This window comes from uncultured Microbacterium sp. (assembly GCF_963528945.1).
Classification (GTDB): domain Bacteria; phylum Actinomycetota; class Actinomycetes; order Actinomycetales; family Microbacteriaceae; genus Microbacterium.
The window spans coordinates 548,377-569,162 of the sequence record NZ_CAURWX010000002.1; the positions used below are offsets into that span (position 1 = coordinate 548,377).

At 69.3% G+C, this 20,786-nt stretch carries 18 protein-coding genes; 12 read left to right on the forward strand and 6 right to left on the reverse strand.

What is annotated here, in order from left to right; translation table 11 throughout:
* Positions 1-11 precede the first annotated feature (11 nt).
* The 5 genes from RWS82_RS09685 (at position 12) to RWS82_RS09705 (ending at position 6,876) form a co-directional block, all read left to right on the forward strand.
* A complete protein-coding gene (locus tag RWS82_RS09685) occupies positions 12-1,247 on the forward strand; it encodes an O-antigen ligase domain-containing protein (protein ID WP_314649397.1) in 1,236 nt (411 codons plus the stop codon).
* Entirely contained in the window at positions 1,234-2,721 is a 1,488-nt protein-coding gene (locus tag RWS82_RS09690) for a lipopolysaccharide biosynthesis protein (RefSeq protein WP_314649399.1), read from the forward strand. Before RWS82_RS09685 ends, RWS82_RS09690 begins: the two co-directional genes overlap by 14 nt.
* Positions 2,714-3,664 carry a beta-1,6-N-acetylglucosaminyltransferase gene (locus RWS82_RS09695; protein WP_314649401.1) on the forward strand — a complete coding sequence of 317 codons (951 nt, stop codon included), beginning with the start codon at positions 2,714-2,716 and terminating at the stop codon, positions 3,662-3,664. The genes RWS82_RS09690 and RWS82_RS09695 overlap by 8 nt, the downstream gene beginning before the upstream one ends.
* 43 nt (positions 3,665-3,707) lie before the next feature.
* Complete coding sequence (locus tag RWS82_RS09700) at positions 3,708-5,021, forward strand: Wzz/FepE/Etk N-terminal domain-containing protein (protein ID WP_314649404.1); 1,314 nt, start codon at positions 3,708-3,710, stop codon at positions 5,019-5,021.
* A gap of 178 nt (positions 5,022-5,199) precedes the next feature.
* Positions 5,200-6,876, forward strand: a complete 1,677-nt coding sequence (locus tag RWS82_RS09705) for a glycosyl hydrolase (protein ID WP_314649407.1) — start codon at positions 5,200-5,202, stop codon at positions 6,874-6,876.
* Between the two features lie 56 nt (positions 6,877-6,932).
* Here RWS82_RS09705 and RWS82_RS09710 read toward each other — a convergent pair whose 3' ends face one another.
* Entirely contained in the window at positions 6,933-8,468 is a 1,536-nt protein-coding gene (locus tag RWS82_RS09710) for a sugar transferase (protein WP_314649410.1), read from the reverse strand.
* Between the two features lie 356 nt (positions 8,469-8,824).
* On the opposite strand from RWS82_RS09710, the gene RWS82_RS09715 reads away from it, so the two are divergent.
* The 3 genes from RWS82_RS09715 to RWS82_RS09725 all read left to right on the forward strand — a co-directional run bounded on the left by RWS82_RS09715 (position 8,825) and on the right by RWS82_RS09725 (position 11,655).
* A complete protein-coding gene (locus RWS82_RS09715; RefSeq protein ID WP_400190083.1) occupies positions 8,825-9,958 on the forward strand; it encodes a low temperature requirement protein A in 1,134 nt (377 codons plus the stop codon).
* 167 nt (positions 9,959-10,125) lie between these two features.
* Positions 10,126-10,395, forward strand: a complete 270-nt coding sequence (locus RWS82_RS09720) for a hypothetical protein (protein WP_314649412.1) — start codon at positions 10,126-10,128, stop codon at positions 10,393-10,395.
* A 189-nt stretch (positions 10,396-10,584) separates the two neighbouring features.
* A complete protein-coding gene (locus RWS82_RS09725) occupies positions 10,585-11,655 on the forward strand; it encodes a fatty acid desaturase family protein (protein ID WP_400190078.1) in 1,071 nt (356 codons plus the stop codon).
* Positions 11,656-11,726: 71 nt separating this feature from the next.
* Here RWS82_RS09725 and RWS82_RS09730 read toward each other — a convergent pair whose 3' ends face one another.
* From RWS82_RS09730 to RWS82_RS09740, 3 genes are all read right to left on the reverse strand, one after another.
* Entirely contained in the window at positions 11,727-13,142 is a 1,416-nt protein-coding gene (locus RWS82_RS09730; RefSeq protein WP_314649415.1) for a cell division initiation protein, read from the reverse strand.
* A gap of 199 nt (positions 13,143-13,341) precedes the next feature.
* Positions 13,342-13,866 (reverse strand): hypothetical protein, encoded by a 525-nt coding sequence (locus RWS82_RS09735; RefSeq protein ID WP_314649417.1) that lies wholly within the window; start codon positions 13,864-13,866, stop codon positions 13,342-13,344.
* A gap of 37 nt (positions 13,867-13,903) precedes the next feature.
* Complete coding sequence (locus RWS82_RS09740; protein WP_314649420.1) at positions 13,904-14,209, reverse strand: hypothetical protein; 306 nt, start codon at positions 14,207-14,209, stop codon at positions 13,904-13,906.
* A gap of 150 nt (positions 14,210-14,359) precedes the next feature.
* Between RWS82_RS09740 and RWS82_RS09745 the strand changes: the two genes are divergently transcribed.
* Complete coding sequence (locus tag RWS82_RS09745; protein WP_314649423.1) at positions 14,360-15,676, forward strand: VCBS repeat domain-containing M23 family metallopeptidase; 1,317 nt, start codon at positions 14,360-14,362, stop codon at positions 15,674-15,676.
* Between the two features lie 47 nt (positions 15,677-15,723).
* Positions 15,724-16,197 carry a hypothetical protein gene (locus RWS82_RS09750; protein ID WP_314649424.1) on the forward strand — a complete coding sequence of 158 codons (474 nt, stop codon included), beginning with the start codon at positions 15,724-15,726 and terminating at the stop codon, positions 16,195-16,197.
* Between the two features lie 94 nt (positions 16,198-16,291).
* On the opposite strand, the gene RWS82_RS09755 is transcribed toward RWS82_RS09750, so the two are convergent.
* Both RWS82_RS09755 and RWS82_RS09760 read right to left on the reverse strand, forming a co-directional pair.
* Entirely contained in the window at positions 16,292-18,265 is a 1,974-nt protein-coding gene (locus tag RWS82_RS09755; RefSeq protein WP_314649427.1) for a S1 family peptidase, read from the reverse strand.
* Between the two features lie 162 nt (positions 18,266-18,427).
* The gene (locus RWS82_RS09760; RefSeq protein ID WP_314649430.1) at positions 18,428-19,828 is read right to left on the reverse strand and encodes a threonine/serine exporter family protein; all 1,401 of its coding nucleotides are present in this window, start codon (positions 19,826-19,828) and stop codon (positions 18,428-18,430) included.
* 244 nt (positions 19,829-20,072) lie between these two features.
* On the opposite strand from RWS82_RS09760, the gene RWS82_RS09765 reads away from it, so the two are divergent.
* Both RWS82_RS09765 and RWS82_RS09770 read left to right on the forward strand, forming a co-directional pair.
* Complete coding sequence (locus tag RWS82_RS09765; protein ID WP_314649431.1) at positions 20,073-20,348, forward strand: helix-turn-helix transcriptional regulator; 276 nt, start codon at positions 20,073-20,075, stop codon at positions 20,346-20,348.
* Complete coding sequence (locus RWS82_RS09770; protein WP_314649434.1) at positions 20,348-20,662, forward strand: helix-turn-helix transcriptional regulator; 315 nt, start codon at positions 20,348-20,350, stop codon at positions 20,660-20,662. Before RWS82_RS09765 ends, RWS82_RS09770 begins: the two co-directional genes overlap by 1 nt.
* Positions 20,663-20,786: the final 124 nt, after the last annotated feature.

Below are 20,786 nucleotides of genomic sequence, written 5' to 3' on the forward strand. Positions count from 1 at the left end.
CCGGGGCGCAGGTGCTGCCCGGATGGCCGCTGCTCGCATGGATCTACGGTTTCCCGCTCTACTGGGTCACCGGCTTCTCCCTCTTCGTGCCGATCGCCTTCGGATCCCTCATGGCGGCGTTCCTGCTCCTGCGCGGGCGGCTCAGGGCGACCCCCGGCGTGCTCGTCTGGGGTGCATTTCTCGGATGGGTGGTCGTGTGCGCCGTCTCGCTGACCGGGTTCATGCAAGCGATCGGATTCCTCCAGCGCACCGTCGACCTGTTCGCGGTCGGCATCGCCTTCCTCTATTACGTCAACGCGCGGGAACGCATCTCGCCGGCCAAGATCTTCGGGGGATTCGCGGTGATCTGGAGCACGGTCGTCGTGCTCGGCACGCTCGCGACCTTCTTCCCCGATGTGCGCATCTCCACACCGCTCGCACAGGTGCTTCCAGGGTCGCTGCTCAGCAATGAGCTTGTGCGTGAACTGGTGCTGCCGCGGCTCGCCGAAGTGCAGCAGCCGTGGGGCGCCGAGGAGCCGTTCGTGCGTCCCGCCGCTCCCTTCCCGTACACCAACTCCTGGGGCATGGCGTATGCCCTGCTGACTCCCGTGATGGCGCTCGTGTGGACGCGCCTCCGGCGTCGCAGTGTGCGTGCGCTCCTCGCAGTGGCGCTCGTCGGCTCCCTCTACCCGGCTGCGCAGACCAGCAATCGCGGCATGTTCATCGCGCTCGGGGCCTTCCTGATCTTCATGTGCCTTCGGTTCCTGGCGGCCGGGATGCTGCGTGCAGGGGCGGCGATGGCCGTCGTCCTCGCCGCGGGCGCGATGGTGCTCGCGTGGCTCGGCGTTTTCGCGGCCATCGCAGGACGCCAGGAGTATTCCGACACGACGACGGGGCGGAGCACCATCTACCAGGCGACGATCGAGCGTGTCCTCGAATCCCCGCTCGTGGGATGGGCGACCCCCGCCATGGACGCGTCGATCGGTATCTCGCTCGGCACCCAGGGCTACGCCTGGACCCTGATGTTCTGCTACGGCTTCGTCGGGCTGGTTCTCTTCCTCGCCTTCCTCGCGCGGGTTCTCGTCGCCAGTCGACATCTGCGCGGCGGTGCGGCGTTCGTCATGCAGGGTCTGATGGTCACCGTGGGGGTCACGATCTGGTTCTACGGCCTGGCCGTGACGCAGTGCCTGATCCTCCTCCTCGCTGCCGCCGTGCTCAGCAGGGCCAGCGTCGACCGGGAGGAGGTGTTCCCGCGTGTCCGACGGTAAACGCCTCGGCCGGGAGTCGCTCCTCACGTTCGGTGGCATCACGGTGAACGCCGCGCTCGCGTTCGTCGTCACGTGGCTGATCGGCTCCGGTCTCGGGGCGACGGCGACGGGAGAGTTCTTCCAGCTCACGTCCTGGTTCATGATCGCGACGAGCGTCGTCGGGCTCGGCGCCGACACCGGCCTCATGCGGGCGCTGTCGCGCCAGAAGTCCCTCGGCGAGGTCCGACTCCTGCGGTCGACCGTTCGGACCGCCGTGCTCCCCGTGCTCGCTGTCGGTGCGCTCCTGGGCGCCACCACGTTCGCCGCGGCGCCGGCGCTCGGCTCCTGGATGGGGCTCGACGCGGACGGTGTCGACACGCTTCGGATCCTCGCCCTGGCTCTGCTGCCCGGAGCCCTGATCGGGGTGCTCCTCGGAGGATCGCGCGGCCTCGGACGGATCTCGACCTACACGCTCATCCAGAATCTGCTCATCCCGGTCCTGCGCCTGGCTGCCGTCGCTGCCGCCGTCGTGTGGATCGGCTCGGCATGGGCCGCCGTCTGGGCGTGGGCCGCGCCTCTGCTGCTCGCCGCCGTGCTCGCCGCCTTCGCGCTTCGTCGCCAGATCTCCCGCGACGCGCCCGCGCCCGCCGCCCTCGACCGGGTCGAATCGGTCGCGCAACGTCGAGCGTTCTGGGCGTTCTCGCTTCCGCGTGGCGGTGCCGTCATCCTCGAGCGCGCGCTCGACTGGGCCGACGTCCTCATCGTCATCGCGCTCCTGGGTCCCGCTGCCGGCGGCGTGTACGGTGTCGTCACCCGGATCGTCCAGGCGGGCTCCATGCTCGAGGCGGCCATGAGAATCGTCCTCGGGCCGCGCATGAGTTCCGCCGTCGCCCAAGGCCGCACCGGGGAGGCGCGATCGCTGTTCCGCCGGGTGACGAACCTGCTCATCCTCTCGTCCTGGCCGTTCTACATCGCCGTCGCGGTCTTCGCGCCCGACCTCCTCGGGCTCTTCGGCGAGCCGTTCCGCGAGGGGGCGACGGCGCTGGTCGTGCTCGCCATCGCCATGGGCCTGCGCAACACCGGCGGCGCTCTGCAGACCGTGCTCCTCATGGCCGGCCGCAGCACGAGCCAGTTGATGAACAAGGCGGTGCAGCTGACGGTGCTGATCGTCCTGTGCCTCGTCCTCGTGCCGATGTGGGGCATCGTCGGCGCCGCTGCGGCCTACGCGGCGGGAGTCGTCGTCGACACGCTGCTGGCGGGCATCCAGGTGCACCGAGCTGTCGGGGTGCGGGCGGATGCCCGTGAGGTCGTGCGCTCCGGTGCGTTGCCGGTGCTGATGGTGCTCGGCGGCGCCCTCGCTGTCAGCGCGGTGTTCGCGGACGCGTCGACGTTCGCACGTCTGACGGGACTCGGCGCAGTGCTGGCCGTGTACGGCGTCGTCCTGCTCTCCGTACTGCGGCGCGGCCACGGACGCCGAGGAGGTGCGCATGCCTGATGCGACAATGCGAGCGGCGTTCGTGATCACGAGCCATGCCGATGTCCCGCAGCTCTCGAGACTCGTCGAACGGTTGCTGGCGGGAGCCGACGACGTGCGGGTGTACATCAGTCATGACATCGCCGGCGAACCAGGTGTGGAGTCCCTCGAGGGGCCCCGGTGCACCGTGATCCGCGAGACCGGCGGGCGCGGCGACTTCACCCAGATCGAACGCATCGTCTCGCTGTTCCGGCTGGTCGAGGCCGACGGAGGCGCCGACCACGTCACCGTGCTCTCGGGAATGGACTACCCCGCGCGCCCCGTGGCGGAGTTCCTCGACGCCCTCGCCGACGCCGGCGACGGCTTCCTGCACCACCACTCCGCGCTCGATCCGCAGAGCAGCGATTGGTCGATGCACGAGGCTCGCCAGCGGTACCTCTATCGGTGGTGGATCCTCTGGCCGCTCAGCGCGTCGTCTCGACGTCGGTGGCACTGGGTGCACGGCATCAACTACCTGCAGCCGCTCATCCGCACCAACATCGCGTATGGAACGTTCCGGATCGCGCTTCGCCGCCCGCGCCTCCCGCGGGGGCTGACGGTGCATGGAGGGTCCGCATGGTTCACGATCTCGCGACGCGCCGTGCGGCACGTCCTGCAAACGGTCGACTCGCGTCCCGACATCATGCGGTGGGGACGAACGAGCCTCGCCGTCGACGAGGTGTTCTTCCAGAGCATCCTCCTCAGCGACGGAAGCTTCGACTTCGTCAATTCGAACGGCCGGTACATCGACTTCGACAGCGACGGCTTCGGGCACCCGAAGGTGCTGACCGACATCGACCGCGATCGCATCGATCGTTCCGGGGCGTTCTTCGTGCGCAAGGTCGACCGCCACCGGTCGGCACGACTTCTCGACCAGTTGGACGAACGGGTGACCGGATCGGCTGTGGATGGTCGACAATCATGACAGGGGAGTCGGCGTCGGACGCCGACTCGGGGGAGGGGAATCGATGACTTTCGCGTTCATTGTGGAGGTGTTGCGCCGCCGATGGCGGGTGATCGCGGTGTGCGCCCTGATCGGTGTGCTGGGCGGGGTTGCTCTGTGGGCGGCCACGCCGACGCGGTATTCCGCGACGACGAGTCTCGTGGTGTCGGCGGGGGTCTCCAACCCCTTCACCGGGACCAAAGAAGAGGTCAACATCCGCACCGAGCAGGAGATCCTCGGATCGCGCGAGGTGGCGCAGCGGGCCTCCGAGGCGCTGGGGGTGACGCTGAACCCGGGGTCGTTCCTGCTCTCGCAGGTCGACGTGGCCGCCCCCTCGGGATCGCAGGTGCTGCAGGTGACGGTGAGTGCCGATTCGCCGACCGAGGCCGCACGCGCGGCCGACGCGCTCAGCGAGGCGTACCTCGAGTTCCGGCGCGAAGGGGCCGACACGGTCGTGAACGGCTATCTGGAGAAGATCGACGCGCAACTCGTCGAGCTGCAGGGGCGGCCGCAGGATGCCGCGACCAGCAGCCTCGTCCAGACGCTGCAGCAGCAGCGCTTGAGTCTGCTGCTGACGACGTCCGAGCCCGGTCGCATCATCGGGGAGGCAGAGGTGCCGTCGAGTGCCGCGACGCCGGGGTTGACGGTCTCGCTCGCGGGAGGACTGGTCGGCGGCCTACTGCTCGGTGTCGCGGCGGCGTTGCTGCGCGAACGCACGGACCCTCGGGTGCGCTCGGCCGACCGCCTCGGCCGTGTGGTCGGCGAGGCATCCGTGGTCGATGCGTCGACGAGTCCGACGTTCTGGGTCGACCTCGCCGACCGGGTGGTCGAGACGTCGTCGGGAACCCAGTCGCCGCGCGTCCTGCTGCGCGAGATCGGCGTGCCGGGGTCGACGCCCTCGGCTGCGCGGCTGGAGGAGGCGCTCGAGGCCGTCGCAAGAGCCGGGGTGCTCGCCGCGACGGACCCGTGGGAAGCGCGAGGCGCATCCGAGGGCGCGGTCGTGCCCTCGGATGCCGATACCGATACCGCTCCTGATGCGGAGCGCGATCCCGAGCACGGGCCGGACCGCAGCCTCGACGGTGAGACCCTCCGCGTGGTCGACTCCTCCGGCCCGCACTCCCTCGGGGTGTTCGCACGGCTGGTGGGTCAGGCCGATGTCGTGACGCTCCTCGTCGATGAGCGCTCGCGTCTCGCCGACGTGGCGGCGGTATGGGAGGCCTTGGACGGACGGGAGAAGCCGGTCGTCGTGGGTCTGACGCGGTCGCACCCGCGGCAGCAAGACAAGGCGGTTTCCCCTTCTGAGCTGGCCGTTTCCCGACGGAGGCGAGCCTCTCGGTGAGAGGTTTCGTCCTGACGGAGTCGTGATCTTTCCGTAACCCGAAAGTTGCGAGATCGATATTCGTATGTTTGACTCTCCGGAACGATCGCCCAGTCAGGCCCGGAGGGGGGCGTGGCGCTCGCGTCGAGATCGCATTCCGCGAATCGATGAGACCGTCTACCCACACTGAGGACCCCTCTTGACAGACCGCAGAAGTCGCTTCCGCGCGCTCCGAAAAGTCATCACGACATCATCCGCCGTCATCGCCTCCACGGTGCTGATCGGCGCCGCCCTGTCCGCATCACCCGCAGCCGCGGCCACCACCTCATCCGCCCCACCGGTGGCGTCGTCGGCGCAACCGGTGGCGGCCGCTACGACAGGGCCACTCACGCTCATCCCGAGCGGCTCCGCATGGCACTGGCGGTACTCCGCCGACGCCTGGGCGGAAGGGTGGCAGTCGCCGACATTCGACGACTCCGCCTGGAAGAGCGGGACCGCTCCCCTCGGATGGGGACCGGATGCGCGGACGCAGACCGCACCCGAGGCGGGCGCGACCCGCAAGCCGCTCAGCATCCAGTTCCGGACCGACTTCACGGTCCCCGACGGAGTCCGACTCTCGGACGTGGAGCTGTCGTTCCGCGCGGACGACGGCGCTGTGATCTACGTCAACGGCGTCGAGGTGAGCCGGGTGAACCTCCCCGGCGGCACGCTCTCATCGAGGACGTACGCCACGAGGGCCCCGAACGCCACCGCGGCGGCACAGCTCCGTACCGTCACGATCCCCGCGTCTGCGCTGCATGCCGGGGAGAATGTCATCGCGGCGTCGACGCATCTGAATTGGCGGTCTACGCCCACGGTGAGTTTCGATGCGGAACTGACCGCGACGAGCGAAGCGGCGCCCGCTCCGAACCCCGTTCCCGCTCCCAACCCGAACCCGGTTCCCGCACCGGGCGAGCAGCCGGGAACCGGTGACGAGTGCGGTGCGCAGGGTTACCTCGCTCCCGCGTGCGGCGCGCTCTGGGGCGCCTACACGATCAAGGGCGACACGCTCACGTCGGCCATCACCGATCTCGAAGCGCGCGTGGGACGCCAGTTCGACGTCACACTGCGCTATCACGACTTCTCTAAGAGCACCCATCAGGGGCTCTTCCCCGACTCCCACGAGCAGGCGCTCGGTCAGGACCGGACGCTCCTCTTCGCGTGGCAGGCGCGGGTGGCGAGCAGCAACACCGACATCCGCTGGTCTGCGATCGCCCGGGGGGAGTGGGACGAGTACATCGACTCTGCCGCCGACCGGGTGAAGGCGTTCGGGGAGCCGGTGATGATCGCGTTCGACCCCGAGTTCGACCGCTTCGACAAGGGCACCATGGCGGAGTACATCGACGCCTATCAGCGCGTGCACGACCGGTTCGAGGCGAAGGGCGTATCGAACGTCGCCTGGCTGTGGGTCTCGACCGGATACCTGGGCGCCGGCAACGACGACAAGATCGCATCCGGTTACCCCGGTGACGCGTACGTCGACTGGGTCGGCTTCGACCCGTACAACTTCTATACGTGCAACGGCAGCAATTGGACCACGTTCGAGAACGAGGTACGAGGGCCGCACGACTTCATGGTGGAGAACGGCTGGGGCGACAAGCCGCAGATCCTGATGGAGTACGGCACCGAGTTCGACGAGGCCAACCCGGGACGTTCGACGCAGTTCTATAAGGACATTCCGTCGGTGCTCCAGCGGTACCCGAACATCAAGGCCCTCGTACGCTTCGATGCCGGGTCCGGCAACTCCTCGTGCGACATGCGCATCGACAACGGTGCGGGCATGGTGGATGCCTTCAAGAAGGCGGGACTCGATCCGTGGGTGAACGCGCGCGACTGACCGCAGTGCTCACGAGAGGGGGTGCACCCGCATGGCGGGTGCACCCCCTCTCGCTGTCAGTAGGCCCCGCTCGGCTGCACCATGACCTTGGCGGTGCGCCACATGATCTGCAGGTCGTTCATGACGGACCAGTTCTCGACGTAGCGCAGGTCGAGGCGCACGCTCTCGTCCCATGACAGGTCGCTGCGCCCGGAGATCTGCCAGAGCCCGGTGATGCCCGGTTTGATGTACAGCCGACGGAACACGGTGCCGTCGTACGCCGTGACCTCGCTGGGCAGCGGCGGGCGCGGGCCGACGACGCTCATGTCGCCGATCAGCACGTTCCAGAACTGCGGCAACTCGTCGAGCGACAGCTTGCGCAGCACGCGGCCCACACGGGTCACCCGCGGGTCGGCCTTCATCTTGAACAGCAGGCCGGAGCCCTCGTTCTGCGCCTGCAGGGCGGCGAGCTGCTCCTCGGCATCCGTCGTCATCGAGCGGAGCTTCACCATACGGAAACGGCGCCCGTCGCGGCCGACGCGCTCCTGGTGGAAGAACACGGGCCCGCGGGAGTCGAGCTTGATGGCGAGCGCGAGCGCCGGCAGGATCAGACCGATCGGCACAAGAGCGATCGCGGAGACGATGATGTCGAGCGCCCGCTTCATCACGTGCTTGCCGCCTTCGTACGTCGGGATCTGCACCTGGATCAGCGGCAGGCCCTCGACCGGGGCGAACGAGATGCGCGGCCCCGCGACATCGGTCAGGCGGCTCGAGAGCACGAGCTCGGCGGCAGCGCCCTCGAGCTCCCAGCTCAGGTGCTTGACGAAGTCCTCGTCACCCTCCGGGTGGCTCGCCACGATGATCGTGTCTGCGCCGAGTTCGCCGGCGACGGTCGCCACCGTGCGCGAGTTGCCGAGCACAGGGAAGCGGATGCCGTCGACCTCGATGTCGCGGGCGTTGCCGTCGAGCAGGGTCGCCCCGACGACCTGATAGCCCGAGGCGCCGATCGGATGCAGCGTGCGGATGACGTAGTCGACGGCGCGGCGGTCGCCGACGACGAGCGTGCGGGAGGCGAAGCGTCCCTCGCGTCGCTCGGCGACCAGCCAGTGCCGCCACACCCATCGGGTCAGGAGCAGCAGCATGAGCCCGAAGGGGAAGCCGACCAGCAGAACGACCCGCATCGACTCCCACTCGACGATCACGGCGATGAACGCGACGAGTCCGAAGGCCAGGCCGCTCGCGTGGGCGACACCGCGGTACTCCGTCGCGCTGGCGCGGAACAGCGCCGCGTCTCTGGTGTGCAGGGCGCTGAGCATCACGAACCACAGCCCCGCGAGGGGCACGCTCGCGAGGAGCACCTGCACGGAGGCATCGCCTCGGGTCAGCTGGATCGCCGCCGTCAGGGCGACGGCGAGCAGGATGGCAGCCGCATCCGTCGTCCGCAGTCGCATCCGATATCGCCGTTCCCACTGACGGCGGCGTTCCAGCGTTGCGGAGACGCGCGGTGAGACCACCGAGCGCGGCACCGGCATTGCGGCTCGTGGAGCGGCGGCGACCGGCACGAATGCCGAGCCTGCGCGAGCGATGCCGACGGCATCCTCTACGGAGGTCATGCCGTGGCCCCTCGAGCCATGAATGTACGCAAAAATCCCCAGTGCGCCATTGTTTCCCCAGTTGTTCCCCAGTCCGCGAGCCCCACGCTCACGGGTTCGTCTGCATTCCCGACCCCTCGGGTCTCGCGTTCGTCCGTGATCCCACATCACGGTCGGTGCATCCTCCCTCCCACACGGTGGATGCGTACAGCGAGAGCTGCAGACGTCGTCAGCATAGCCCACGGCGGCGGTCGACGGAAGGTGTGATCGGCGCGCCGTGCGACGAGCTGCCCGGCGAGGGCGGTGCACGGGCCGAACGGGTCTAATCTGGCGCGGTGATGACGAACAGCGTTCCCGCGAGGCGCGGCCTCGCGCGCATGATCCCCCGGGATGCGCGACAGCCTCATCGGGTGGCCAGCTCGCTCGAGTTGTTCTTCGATCTGGTGTTCGTCGTCGCGGTCAGCAACGCATCGGCCCAGCTGCACCACGCGTTCAGCGCGGGGCACGTGCTGCACGGGCTCACGTCGTTCGCGATGCTGTTCTTCGCCATCTGGTGGGCGTGGATGAACTTCGCCTGGTTCGCCACCGCATTCGACACCGACGACTGGCTCTATCGCGTGACGACCATCGTGCAGATGGGCGGCGTGCTGGTGCTCGCGGCGGGGATCCCCGATGCCTTCGAGCACGGGCGGTACGGGATCGTTGTGGCGGGCTATGTCGTGATGCGCATCGCGATGGTCGCGCAGTGGCTGCGCGCATCGCGAGGTGCAGGGCGGCTGCGACGGGCGACCCTGCGCTACGCCGCGGGAATCGCGGGGGTGCAGGTGCTCTGGGTCCTCTTCCTGCTCCTGCCGGCGGGCGCGGTGCAGATCGTGGCGTTCGTCGTCTTCGCGTTGATGGAGATGTCGGTCCCGATCGTCGCGGAGCGCGAGGTGCGCACGCCGTGGCACCCGCACCACATCACCGAGCGCTACGGGCTGTTCACGCTCATCGTGCTGGGCGAGAGTCTGCTCGCGTCGGCCAACGCGATCATCGACGCCCTGCACGAGGCCGAGTCGTTCCTGCCCTTCCTGTCGATCTCCGTGCTGACGCTGGTTGTGACGGCAGCGCTGTGGTGGATCTACTTCTGGCCCGAGCACCACACGGCGGTCGGATCGTTCGGTCGTTCGCTGAGGTACGGGTACCTGCACTACTTCGTCTTCGCGGCCGCCGCCGCCTTCTCGTCGGGCATCGAGACCGAACTCGACGTTCTCACCGGCGACAGCGCCCTGTCGAGCACCGCCGCGTCGTTCACGGTGACGGTGCCGATCGCCGTCTTCCTGCTCTGCGTCTGGTGGTTGGTCATCCGCCCCGTCGGCGATCGGGTCATCGACATCGTGGTGCCGGGCGGGGCGGTGCTCGTCCTGCTCGACCCCGTCCTGCCCGTGCCCGTCGCCCTCACTGCGGGCATCGTGGCGGCGATCGTCGTCGTGCTGGTGGTGCGGGGGTCGGTGGCCCGGCCCGGTCGCTGACCGCTCTGCTACACTGAAGAGGCAACGTGCGTGCATCGCCCCTCTCGGCGCCCACGTAGCCACTGATCAGGGCCATTCCGGACCATGCGCATCGATGCGCGCGGCATCCGCCCCGATCCTCCATCGCGGAGCGCTCGCGCGCCCGCCACGAAGCAATGAGCATCATCATGAGCACGACCACCATCCATCCGTCCGACCCCCTGGCCTGGAAGCAGGCCGACATCGATGTCCACGTCGCCACCCGCGGCGGCGAGTACGCCGGCTTCGTCGAGTACGACGGCTCGGCGCATCTCGTCCGCGATGCGCACGGCGCAGAGCTGGGCGCATTCCCGGCACTCGCCGCGGCGCGGAACGCCCTGGAGATCTCCCACGAGACGCCCAGGTTCCACCCGTGGACCGCGGTTTTCCGCCGCAGGCCGCGGCGCGTCAGGGCCTGATCGCCTCGCAACCCCTCCGGACCCGAGTCCGGAGGGGTTTCGTATGCCCCCGGTCGCATGTACCCGGGGTTAGCCTGAGGTCAGCGAACGGCATCCGCCCTTGGCTTCCATGGCTCCAGGGCTCCCGATCGGCAGGAGTGCATCATCTCCACCACTCAGCTCGACCAGACGACATCCACCCTCGGACCGGTGCGGCAGACGTATTCCGGCAACGCCGACTTCCCGCCGATGGCGCGCGCCTACCGCGACGTGCAGCAGGTGGTCAAAGAGACCGGGCTGATGCAGCGCACGCCCGTCTTCTACTCCGTCGTCGCCGGCGGCCTCGCCCTCGGCTTCGGCGGTGTCATCACCGGCTTCGTGCTGCTGGGCGACAGTTGGTTCCAGCTGCTCATGGCCGGTGCCCTCGGCATCCTCTTCACCCAGGTCGCCTTCCTCGCCCATGAGGCGGCGCACCGGCAGATCCTCAGCTCCGGCCCGGCGAACCTGCGCCTCGCGCGCATCCTCGCCGCCGGCGCGGTGGGCATGAGCTACCACTGGTGGGACTCCAAGCACACCCGCCACCACGGCAACCCCAATCAGGTCGGCAAGGACCCCGACATCGACGTCGACACCATCTCGTTCCTCGAGACCGACGCCGCCCAGTCACGCGGCCTGGTGCGCATGATCACCCGCCGACAGGGCTGGCTCTTCTTCCCCCTGCTGCTGCTCGAAGGCCTCAACCTGCACTTCATCAGCCTGAAGCACCTCATCACGCAGAAGAACGTCAAGGGTCGCTGGATCGAGCTGTCGCTCATCGCCGCGCGACTGTCGCTGGTCATCGTGCCGGTCTTCCTCTTCCTGCCCCTCGGAATGGCATTCGCCTTCATGGGCGTGCAGCTCGCCGTGTTCGGCGTGTACATGGGGGCGTCGTTCGCCCCGAACCACAAGGGCATGCCCGTCATCGCGCCCGACGCGCGCCTCGACTTCTTCTCGAAGCAGGTGCGCACGTCGCGCAACGTCAACGGCGGCTGGTGGGCGACGTGGCTGATGGGTGGCCTCAACCACCAGGTCGAGCACCATCTGTTCCCGAACATGTCGCGTCTGCACCTGTCGAAGGCTCGCGGCATCGTTCGCGACTACTGCGCGGCGCACAACATCCCGTACACCGAGACCAGCCTGCTGCGCTCCTACGCGATCGTCATCGAATACCTCAACCGCGTCGGCCTCGCGGCCCGCGATCCGTTCGATTGCCCGGCCGCCGCGCAGATGCGGCGCGCATAGCGCCAGCGAGCGCTGCAGACGAGAAAGGCCCGGACGCTGACGTCCGGGCCTTTCTCATGCAATGAGACGCGTCAGCGGGAGTCGTCGTCGTTTTCGACGACCTCGATCGTGATCCGCTCGAGGGGTCCGTCGCCGGCCGCCTCGTCGTCGAGCACCTCGTCACCGAGGAACTCCTCGACGGGGGCGTCGTCGGTGACGGCGATCCCGGTGACGGCGATCCCGGTGCCGGCGATACCGGTGCCGGCCGTCGCGGGGGAAGGCTGACCGCCGTCGGTGGGGAAGACGCCATCCGGGCGGATCATCTCACGCACCTCGGCCATGAAGCTCGACAGCTGCTGCTGCTGCCACCGCAGCTGACGGGTACGGTCCTCGGCGTCGCGCAGCACCGTGTTCGTGTGGGTGGTGACGGCGTCGACGATCTTCTGCGACTTCACCCGCGCGCGATCGAGCGTCTCGCGAGCCCGCACCTGCGCGTCGGCCTCGATCGACTGCGCCTGCGATCGCATGAGCCGCTCGTAGTCGTCGGCCTTCGCCGAGATGCGCTGTGCGTGCTCCAGCGATGCCGTGACCTGCTCGTTCGCATCGTTGGTGATGCGCTCGGCATGAGCGACCGCCTGGTTGTGCAGCACGAGGAACTCCTGCTGCGCGTCGTCCTGACGGCGGGTGAGCGTCTCTTCGAACTCGAGCACTCGGGCGTTCATCTCGCGCACGTCGCGCTCGGCGTCGGCGCGGAGCTGCGACGTCTCGCGGGTCACGAGCGAACGCAGCGCGGCCGCGCCCTTCTCGGCCTCGGTGCGGATGGCGGTGGCCTCCTGCGAGGCCTGGTTCACCTTCTCGGCCGCATGTGCCGACTCGCGCTCGATGCGCGCCTCGTGAGCGGTGTACTCGGTGTCCATCTTCAGGCGCACCTGGTCGGCATCGCGTTCGGCCTGCGAGATGATGCGCGCGACATCGGCCTCGGCTTCTGCGCGCTGCGACGCGACCTCTTCGCGTGCCGCCGCCATCAGCCGGTCGGCCTGCACGGCTGCGTTCTGGATGAGCACGTTGGCCTGCTCCTCGGCGACGCGCAGGATGGCCTCGAACTGCTGTCGTGACGGCGCCTCCTCCCCGTCGGGCGCGGGGGCGTCGACGAGCTCGGAGGTGAGGGTGGCGACCTGCTGCTCGAGCGTCGCCGTCTGCGCCTTGAGCGTGGTCAGCTCGGCTTCGAGCTCGTCGCGAGCCGAGCCCTCCTCCGAGCGCAGCGCGTCGAGAGCGTCGGCGTGACGCACCTCGGCGTCGGCGAGGTCGGCCTTCGCCTGCTGCAGCTGATTGCGCAGGGCGGAGAGGGCGGAATCGACCTCGCCCTTGTCGTAGCCACGGAAGCCGATGGTGAACGCCGACGGCGCCCCGTTCGAGACCGAGCCGGAGGGCGTCGGTTCGATCAGCTGATCGAAGAAATCGGGGGAGCGGTCGTCGTCACGGTCGGCGGATCCGGTGTTGTCGCTCATGCGGGATGCCTCTCTGGCGCAGGTCGCGGGGACCGAGGGATGTCGTGTGGGCCGGTGCCAGGACGTCGACCGGCCGTACCGGCGGTCGCTGACACCGCCTCAGCCTAGTCACGTCGTCTGGGAGTCGGACACCCCGTCGGCGGTCGCGCGAACCTGTTCACGCCCCGAGGCCGGCGGGATCGGCGGGTCGTCCGGAACGTCAGCGGTCGAGCGTCCAGCGGGCGTTCTTCGCATCGAGCAGCCCACCCCGGAGGAACTCCAGGTGCGGGCCATCCGTGACCGTCACCCCGCGGGCCGCGGCCGCCGCGGCGATCCGCTCGCGCAGCTCCGTCCAGAACAGTGCGGTCTGCGGGAAGCCCATGTACTCGCGGAACGTCTCGATCTGCACGCGGCTCCCCGCAGGGTCGGGCACCAGCCGCAGCGTGGTGTCGTCGTGCTCGACGAAGCGGATGCCGTAGCCACCGTCAGCGCGTACCGAGAAGTCTTTCGGTCTCGCGGCCACGGCTTCGCTGACGATCTCGTGCGCCGTGTGCTCGGGCGCGTGCACGACGAGCGTCGTGCCGAACTCCGTGAGGACCTTCACGAGCTGGGTGGCGGCGAACCGTCGCCCGGCCCGCTCGCCCGCCGCGGACGCCTTCCCGTTCGCCCACCGACGCAGGAACGGCGCGCCGATGATGATCGCGAGCACGAGCAGACCGAGCAGGATGTAGGTCGGGTTGTCCACCCGGCACAGCGTAGCGGGCGGGTCAGCGCCCGCGAGATCAGCCGGGGCTGAGCACGTGATCGAGCACGAGCTCACCGGTCGCATTGAGGTGCTTCATCAGCTCCGAGACGCGTCGGGGGTCGATCTCGGGCGCGCGGGCCTCGTCGAAGCCGAACTGGAGGGGGATGGCGGGGTGGATCCAGACCGTGGCGCGCTGGTCGGCCCCGCCGTCGCGCGGCATCCAGGTCATCATGAAGCTCTCCTGGCGGCGGAGCTTGGTGGCGATGACAATCTTGAGGTGCGCCAGCGTCTCGTCCTCGATCACGATCGGGTCGGAGATGCCGTCGTACTTGAGTCTTCCCATAAGTGAAATGTACGGCTTTCCGGCACTCCCCGCGATGTCCAGTGACGGCGGCGCGCGCGGATTCCCCTCCGCGGAAGGTCGGCGCTGGTACCGTGACCTCGGAGGACACCTCGTCCCCTGGGGCCGATCGAGTACGAGGAACAACGAGTCATGAAGGCAGCGTCACGCTCGCGCCTCGCCCGGATCGGCGCGGTCGCCGTTCTCGCGATCGCTCTCGGGTCCCTCATCCCCGCCGCAGGGGGCGAATCCGCGTCAGCGGCCACCGACGGGAAGATGGTGGTGCCCGCCTCGGGCAACATCCAGTCGAAGGTCGGCGACGGCTGCCGCGACAACTACCGCAAGCACGACGGCATCGACATCTCGAACCAGGGCGGAACCCCGATCCTCGCCGCGTACGACGGCGTGATCAAGACCCGCACCACGAACAGCGGCTACGGCAACTACGTCGACATCCAGCATCCGGGCGGGTACGTCACGCGGTACGGGCACATGGAGTCCCCGGGCATGCAGGGCGTCGGTACGACCGTGAGCCGCGGGCAGCAGATCGGCGTGGTCGGCAAGACGGGGGCCACGACCGCGCTCCACCTGCACTTCGAGGTGTGGCGCAACGGGTCGGTCTACACCGCGATCAACAACGGCTTCACCTGTCTGTCGAACGTCACGCGCGGCGCCACCCTCCCGATGGAGTTCCCCGGGCTCGGCACGGTCGTCACCCCGCGGGTCCTCAGCGGCGACTTCGACCGCGACGGTCGGGGCGATCTCGTCGGTGTGGCGCCCGACGGCGATCTGCAGTTCTTCGGCGGCACGGGAGCAGGATTCCGCGCACCCGCGACAATCACCTCGGCGTGGGGTCTGCGCACCCACCTCACCCACACCGATCTCAACGACGACGGCCATTCCGACCTGCTCGCGGTTCGCAGCGACGGGTCTCTGGAGTTCCACCAGGGCAGCGCGGCCGAGGGCGGGGGGTTCTCGGGATTCGCCGTGATCGGGTCGGGATGGAACGGTCTCACGCAGGTCACTTCCGGTGCGGACTACACCGGCGACGGTCGCCACGATGTGCTCGCCGTGCGCGATGGCATCCTGCGCATCTATCCCGGTGACGGCGAGGGGCGGCTATCGAGTCCGGTCGTGACGGTGGGCGCCGGGTGGGATGCATTCACACAAATGGTGGGCGGCGACTTCAACAGAGACGGCCGCGGCGACCTGATCGTCGTCGACCGCGCAGGCCTCGCCTACTTCTACCCCGGCGGTCTCGGCGGATTCGGTAACCGGCAGATCGTCGGCACGGAGTGGAATCTGACGGCCCTCTCCGGCGGCATCGACTACAACGGCGACGGTGTCGCGGATCTCATGGCCCGCATGCCGAGCGGGGAACTGGTGCTGTTCGTCGGCGCGGGGAACGGTTCGTTCTCGGCGCGTGTGCCGTTCGGGCAGGGCTACGGCTCGTACACCGGACTCGAGTGAGCGCGCGGCGCCGAGGCGAACGCGGCGGCGATCGGTATTCTGCACGCATGCGTGCTGCCCGGTCTCTCGTCGTCGCCCTCCCGCTCGTTCTGCTGCTGGCGGCGTGCGCCCCCGAACCCACGGCGACGTCCGGGAGCGGGTCGTCGTCGACGACCGCCTCGCCCCGTCCCGCTCCGTCGCCCACCGCCGAGGCCACGACGGATGCCCCTGCACCCGCTCCGGCTCCCGTCGATCCGGGATTCACCGCCGACGAACTGGTCGCGCTGTGCACCGCCGAGACCCAGGCGCTCGCTCCCGCGGCGGCCTATCAGCCCGAGCGCGCCACGACCGAATGGCTCGACGAGGCGAGCCTCTGGTTCGTGGTCGTTCCGAAGACGCTCGACGGCGCCCCGAGCGTCGCGGTGTGCGGCATCGGCGGTACGGCGGCGCAGCCCGACGTACAGGTCAGCGGCGAGACGCTGCCCGGGGGAGAGGCCGACATGCGGAAGCAGATGATCGACGGGCACGAGCACCAGGACTGACCGAGCCGCCCACGACCCTCCCCGGCTCCCCAAGACGGAGACGGCGGGCGGTACGGGCCGGAGCCCGCACCGCCCGCCGACGATTCCCTTCCGGTCAGACCCGGGCGCGCGTGCGCAGTCGGCGCGCGGTCACGAGAGCGGCACCGACCAGGAGCATCCCGAGGCCGAGCGCCGCGAACGGGGTCGTGTCGCCACCGCCGGTCTGCGCGAGCGCGTCGCCCGATCCTGCTCCCGCGCCGGGCGCGGCGCCGCCCGCGCCGCCACCGGCCACCGGTGCGGCCGCGACGGCGTACGACACCACCGTGCTGTTGCTCTGGCCGTTGACGGTCTGCACAACCTCGAGCACGGTGTCGCCGGCCTGGGCGGTGAGCGCGACGTTCCATGCGCCGTCCGTGACGATCGTCGAGCCGACGGCCTGACCGTTACGCACGACGCTGATCGAGGCATCCTCGATGCCCGTGCCGTTGGCCGCGGCCGGGGACTCGGCGAGGGAATACGTGCGTCCGGCGAGAGGAGCGGCGACGACGGGGGCCGTGGGGATGACGGCGAACGCCGACGTGCTGGTGGCCGAGTCGACGCCGTCGACCTCCTGCACCGCAGTGACGGAGTAGGCGTCGATGCCGAGGTTGACGGGGAACGACCAGGTGCCGTCCTGCTCGACCGTGGTGTCTCCGGTGACGTCTCCGCTCAGGGTGACGGTCGCGCCGGCCACGCCGGTCCCGCCGATCTTGGTGACCTCCGAGACGATGCGGGCGCCGTTCGCCGGCGACGTGATCGCCGGCGCGGGCGGCAGCACCTGCACGTCGAACGGGGTGACGGCGGATTCGCTGAATCCCGACCGGGCGAACGCCGTGTATGAGGTCTCGCCCACCTCGGCCGGTGCGGGGAACGACCATGCGCCGCCGGCGCCGATGGCGACCTCGAACGGCGTACCGCCCGCGGGGGTCACGACGAGCGTCGTGTTCGCGGGGCCCGTGCCGGTCACCGTGCCGCCGACACCCAGCTGTGCGGCGGAGGTGACGACCGGGGCGTCGAGGAACAACGCCACGGTGTAGCCAGGGGTCTGCGCGAGAGCGTTCTGCAAATCGGCGGCGAACATGAGCGGCGTGCCGTCGGTGAAGGTCCCGCCGCCGGAGAGGATCCCGACCGCGGTCTCGCCCTGGAAGACCGCCCCGCCCGAGTCACCCTCGTCGGAGAGCGCGGTGGTGAAGAACCCGTACACGAAGCGGCCGTCGACATCCGCCCACGCGTTGACGGAGTCGACCTCGCCGGCGGTGACGCCGGTGGTGCGGCCCGACTTGGTTACGGGGGCGTCGACCTGGGCGCTGCCGACGGCGCGCACCGCGGTGGACTGCAGTGACAGGTCGTTCTGCGCCGCGGTCGACCAGTCGGTGATGCGGGGGAGCGTGGTGAGCGCGGGGTTAATGACGTCCCACGTCGAGATGTCGGTGCTGGTGAGCGAGTTGTCGGTGCCCGGGGTGTTGAGGGGACCGCCGTACTGCGAGTAGGTCAACTCGGCCAGAGGGGCGACGATCGACGGCTGGGTCCCGCCGGCGGCGTCGTCGTTGCTCGGCAGCGAGAGGTAGGCGTCGGTGCGCAGGCCGTCTTCGGTGCAGTGGCCGGCGGAGATGACCGCCGGATCGCCCTGGGCGTTGAAAGCCGAGAAGCCGATCGAGCACAGGCTGCCGACGGTCGGGGTCGCGGGGTCGAGCGCGATGTAGCCGGCGCCGCCGACGACATCGGTCGCCGCGAGAGACGAGAGCGGGGCGGAGAGCTGCTTCACGACGACGTTCGAGTGGTCGTTGACGAACGACGCCGCCTCGCCGGTCAGCGCCGTCTCGGGCGTGGTCGCGTAGACCACGACCTGTCCCTCGGCGTTGGTCGCCACGGCCTCGACGCCGTCTGCGGCGAGCAGCTGCTGGGCGGTGGTGTCGAACGCGGGACCGCTGAGGGGAGCGACCGGATCTTCGGCGGCGGTGGCCGCGCCGGGGATCAGGGCGCCGGCGGCCGACAGCAGGAGCGCGGCGGTCGTTCCGCCGGCCAGTACTCGTCTTCTCTGGGGGGTCATCTTCTCGTCTCGATGTTCTCGAACTGCAGGAGATGGCCGCGCGCGCGAAGACGCACAGCCGGGACACCGACACCGTAGCGAAGCTGTGAGCCGGCTGGAAGAGTCGGAGGCGAAGAACTTCGCGCGAGGTCACCATCCGATATATCGGAAATGTCCTCGCGCTCAGCGCCGTACGCGCGCCCGCGTCTTCGCCACACCCTCGAGCGTCGCCCGCACCGGCGTGCCGAGATAGAGCCCGAGAGAAGCGCCGGAGGCCAGACCGATGCCGATGATCGCGGCGTCGATCAGCGAGCCGCCCGCCCCCACCACCCCGGTCGTCGACCCGCCGGAGTGCACCATCTCGAGAAGGCCCTGGAACACGGTGACGCCGGGCACCAGGGGGACGATCGCCGCGGTGGTGACAGCGACCGACGGCACGTGCAGGTTGTGCGCGATCAGCATGCCGGCGAAGCTCGCGAGCAACGCACCCAGGGCACTGGCTGCCGCCGCGTTGAGTCCCACACTCGCGCCCGCGGTGTAGCCCGCGATCGTGATGGCGCTCAGCAGCGCGCTGACCAGGATGATGCGGATGCCCGCGCCGTTGAACACGGCGACGGCGACGGCGATGATCACGGCACCGGCGAAGACCGCGGGCAACGGACCGAACGGGGCGGGGTCGTCCGGAAGGTCCATCGTGAAACCGAGCACGCCCCCCAGCTCCAGCCCGACGAGGATGCCGATCACCACCCCCAGGGTCTGCATCGTCAGATCGAGGATGCGCCCGCCCGCGGTGAGCGCGAAGCCGTCGATCGCATCCTGCGCGGCCCCCACCACCGTGAGCCCGGCGAGCATCAGCACGATACCCGAGGCGACGATGATCGACGGACGGATGTCGACGAACGGCTCGATGCCCGCAGCGCCGAGCGCCGAGACGACGACGGCGACCGCGGTCGTCACCAGCCCGCCGGCGATCTGACTGAAGAAGAGCGGCACGCGCAGGCGGGCGAGGCCGGCCTGGGTCACGGCGGCGCACAGCGCGGCGATGAACGTGAGCCCGACGATGATCGGCGATGCGCCGAGCAGAATGCTGACGCCCACGGCGAGCAGCGCGCGGGCGACGACGACGACCGCCTGCTGGTAGCGGAAGGGGGTGCGGCGGATGGCGCGGAACGTGGACCGCGCGGATTCCAGGTCGAGCCCCTGCTCGATGTCGGCGACGAGCGCCTGCACCCGCTGCAGCTTCGAATGGTCGGGGGCCGCGACGCGCACGACCCGCACCAGGGTCTCCGGCCAGACCTCGCCGCTCAGGTGGAAGGAGACCGTGATGGAGTTGTAGGTCACGTCGACCTGCACGCCGCGCAGACGGTACGCCTCGCACACACGGATGATCGCGAGCGTCACCTCGTGCGCCGACGCCCCGACGGCGAACATCGCCTCGCCGATGCGGGTCGCGAGATCGAGCACCCGGGGCACGGTGCGCTCGTCGATGACGGGCATCGCTTCGGTGTGGGCGACGCTCGAGGGATCGGTGTGCAGGATGCGTCGCACGGAGGAGAGCAGTCGTCGGTGGGGGTTCGAGGACATGCATCCATCCTCCCGCGCGGAAGGGGCGCCGCATCGCCGCCGCGCCCGCGTCGCGGGAGGCGATCGTCTCCCGCCCGTGCCGACGATGAACTGTCCGAAAAAGAAATATAGGTGCTGTACAGAACTCTTCTCGCTGAGCCGTCGAAAATGTCGCGTGTCCAGCCGATCGGGCTCAGAAGAACTCTTTTCCGAGAATTCGTCCAAAATCGATGTCGACGCTCCCGAACGCCATTATCGTTACAGAGTGAATTCCGGGACAGAGGCAGCCACCTCGCGCATCGACGCGGAGATCGGTCGTCGCGTCCACCTCGCGATGTGGGATCTGAAGATGTCGCAGGCCGACTTCTCCTCGCGGGTGGGGATGAGCCCCAGTTCGGTGGCCAAGCGTCTCCGCGGCTACCTGCCCTGGAGCGCGTCGCACCTCGTGCGCGCGGCCGAGGTGCTGGGTACGTCCGTCGCATTCCTCGTCGGCGAGGACCCCGCCGCAGACCGGCGCGCGAGCCGGGTCGGGCATCACTGATGACCGCCGCTCCCGTGGCGCGAAGTGTCATCGCCCCGTCTCCGGATCTCGACGCCCGGATCGGCCGTCGGGTGCACGAGATGCTATGGGATCAGGGCATGCGGCAGGTCGATTTCGCCGAGCGCGTCGGCATGACGCAGAGCGCAGTCGCCAAGCGCCTCCGAGGCGAGCTCGGCTGGCGGTCGGGGCACTTGGTGCAGGCTGCCGTCGCCCTCCGCACCTCGGTCGCGTACCTGATCGGCGAGACCGACGACGCGTCGTCGGCGGCCAACCCCGGCGCCTATACCGAGACCGTTCGCAGGTCCGACTCCTGACCGTCGGGAGGTGCCGGCGGCCCGCCCTCCGAGGGGGGTGAGGGACGGCCGACCGCCGGCGTGCAGGGGCGGATGCTGAGGGGCATCCGCAATTCTCTGCCCTCGTACTCTAATGCGCGCTCCC

What these genes read in the sequence shown, in the direction of transcription:
- RWS82_RS09695 (WP_314649401.1), top strand. Translation starts at nt 2,714, where the DNA reads ATGCCTGATGCGACAATGCGAGCGGCGTTCGTGATCACGAGCCATGCC.
- RWS82_RS09700 (WP_314649404.1), top strand. Translation starts at nt 3,708, where the DNA reads ATGACTTTCGCGTTCATTGTGGAGGTGTTGCGCCGCCGATGGCGGGTG.
- RWS82_RS09710 (WP_314649410.1), bottom strand. Translation starts at nt 8,468, where the DNA reads ATGACCTCCGTAGAGGATGCCGTCGGCATCGCTCGCGCAGGCTCGGCA.
- RWS82_RS09715 (WP_400190083.1), top strand. Translation starts at nt 8,825, where the DNA reads ATGATCCCCCGGGATGCGCGACAGCCTCATCGGGTGGCCAGCTCGCTC.
- RWS82_RS09720 (WP_314649412.1), top strand. Translation starts at nt 10,126, where the DNA reads ATGAGCACGACCACCATCCATCCGTCCGACCCCCTGGCCTGGAAGCAG.
- RWS82_RS09730 (WP_314649415.1), bottom strand. Translation starts at nt 13,142, where the DNA reads ATGAGCGACAACACCGGATCCGCCGACCGTGACGACGACCGCTCCCCC.
- RWS82_RS09740 (WP_314649420.1), bottom strand. Translation starts at nt 14,209, where the DNA reads ATGGGAAGACTCAAGTACGACGGCATCTCCGACCCGATCGTGATCGAG.
- RWS82_RS09745 (WP_314649423.1), top strand. Translation starts at nt 14,360, where the DNA reads ATGAAGGCAGCGTCACGCTCGCGCCTCGCCCGGATCGGCGCGGTCGCC.
- RWS82_RS09750 (WP_314649424.1), top strand. Translation starts at nt 15,724, where the DNA reads ATGCGTGCTGCCCGGTCTCTCGTCGTCGCCCTCCCGCTCGTTCTGCTG.
- RWS82_RS09755 (WP_314649427.1), bottom strand. Translation starts at nt 18,265, where the DNA reads ATGACCCCCCAGAGAAGACGAGTACTGGCCGGCGGAACGACCGCCGCG.
- RWS82_RS09760 (WP_314649430.1), bottom strand. Translation starts at nt 19,828, where the DNA reads ATGTCCTCGAACCCCCACCGACGACTGCTCTCCTCCGTGCGACGCATC.
- RWS82_RS09770 (WP_314649434.1), top strand. Translation starts at nt 20,348, where the DNA reads ATGACCGCCGCTCCCGTGGCGCGAAGTGTCATCGCCCCGTCTCCGGAT.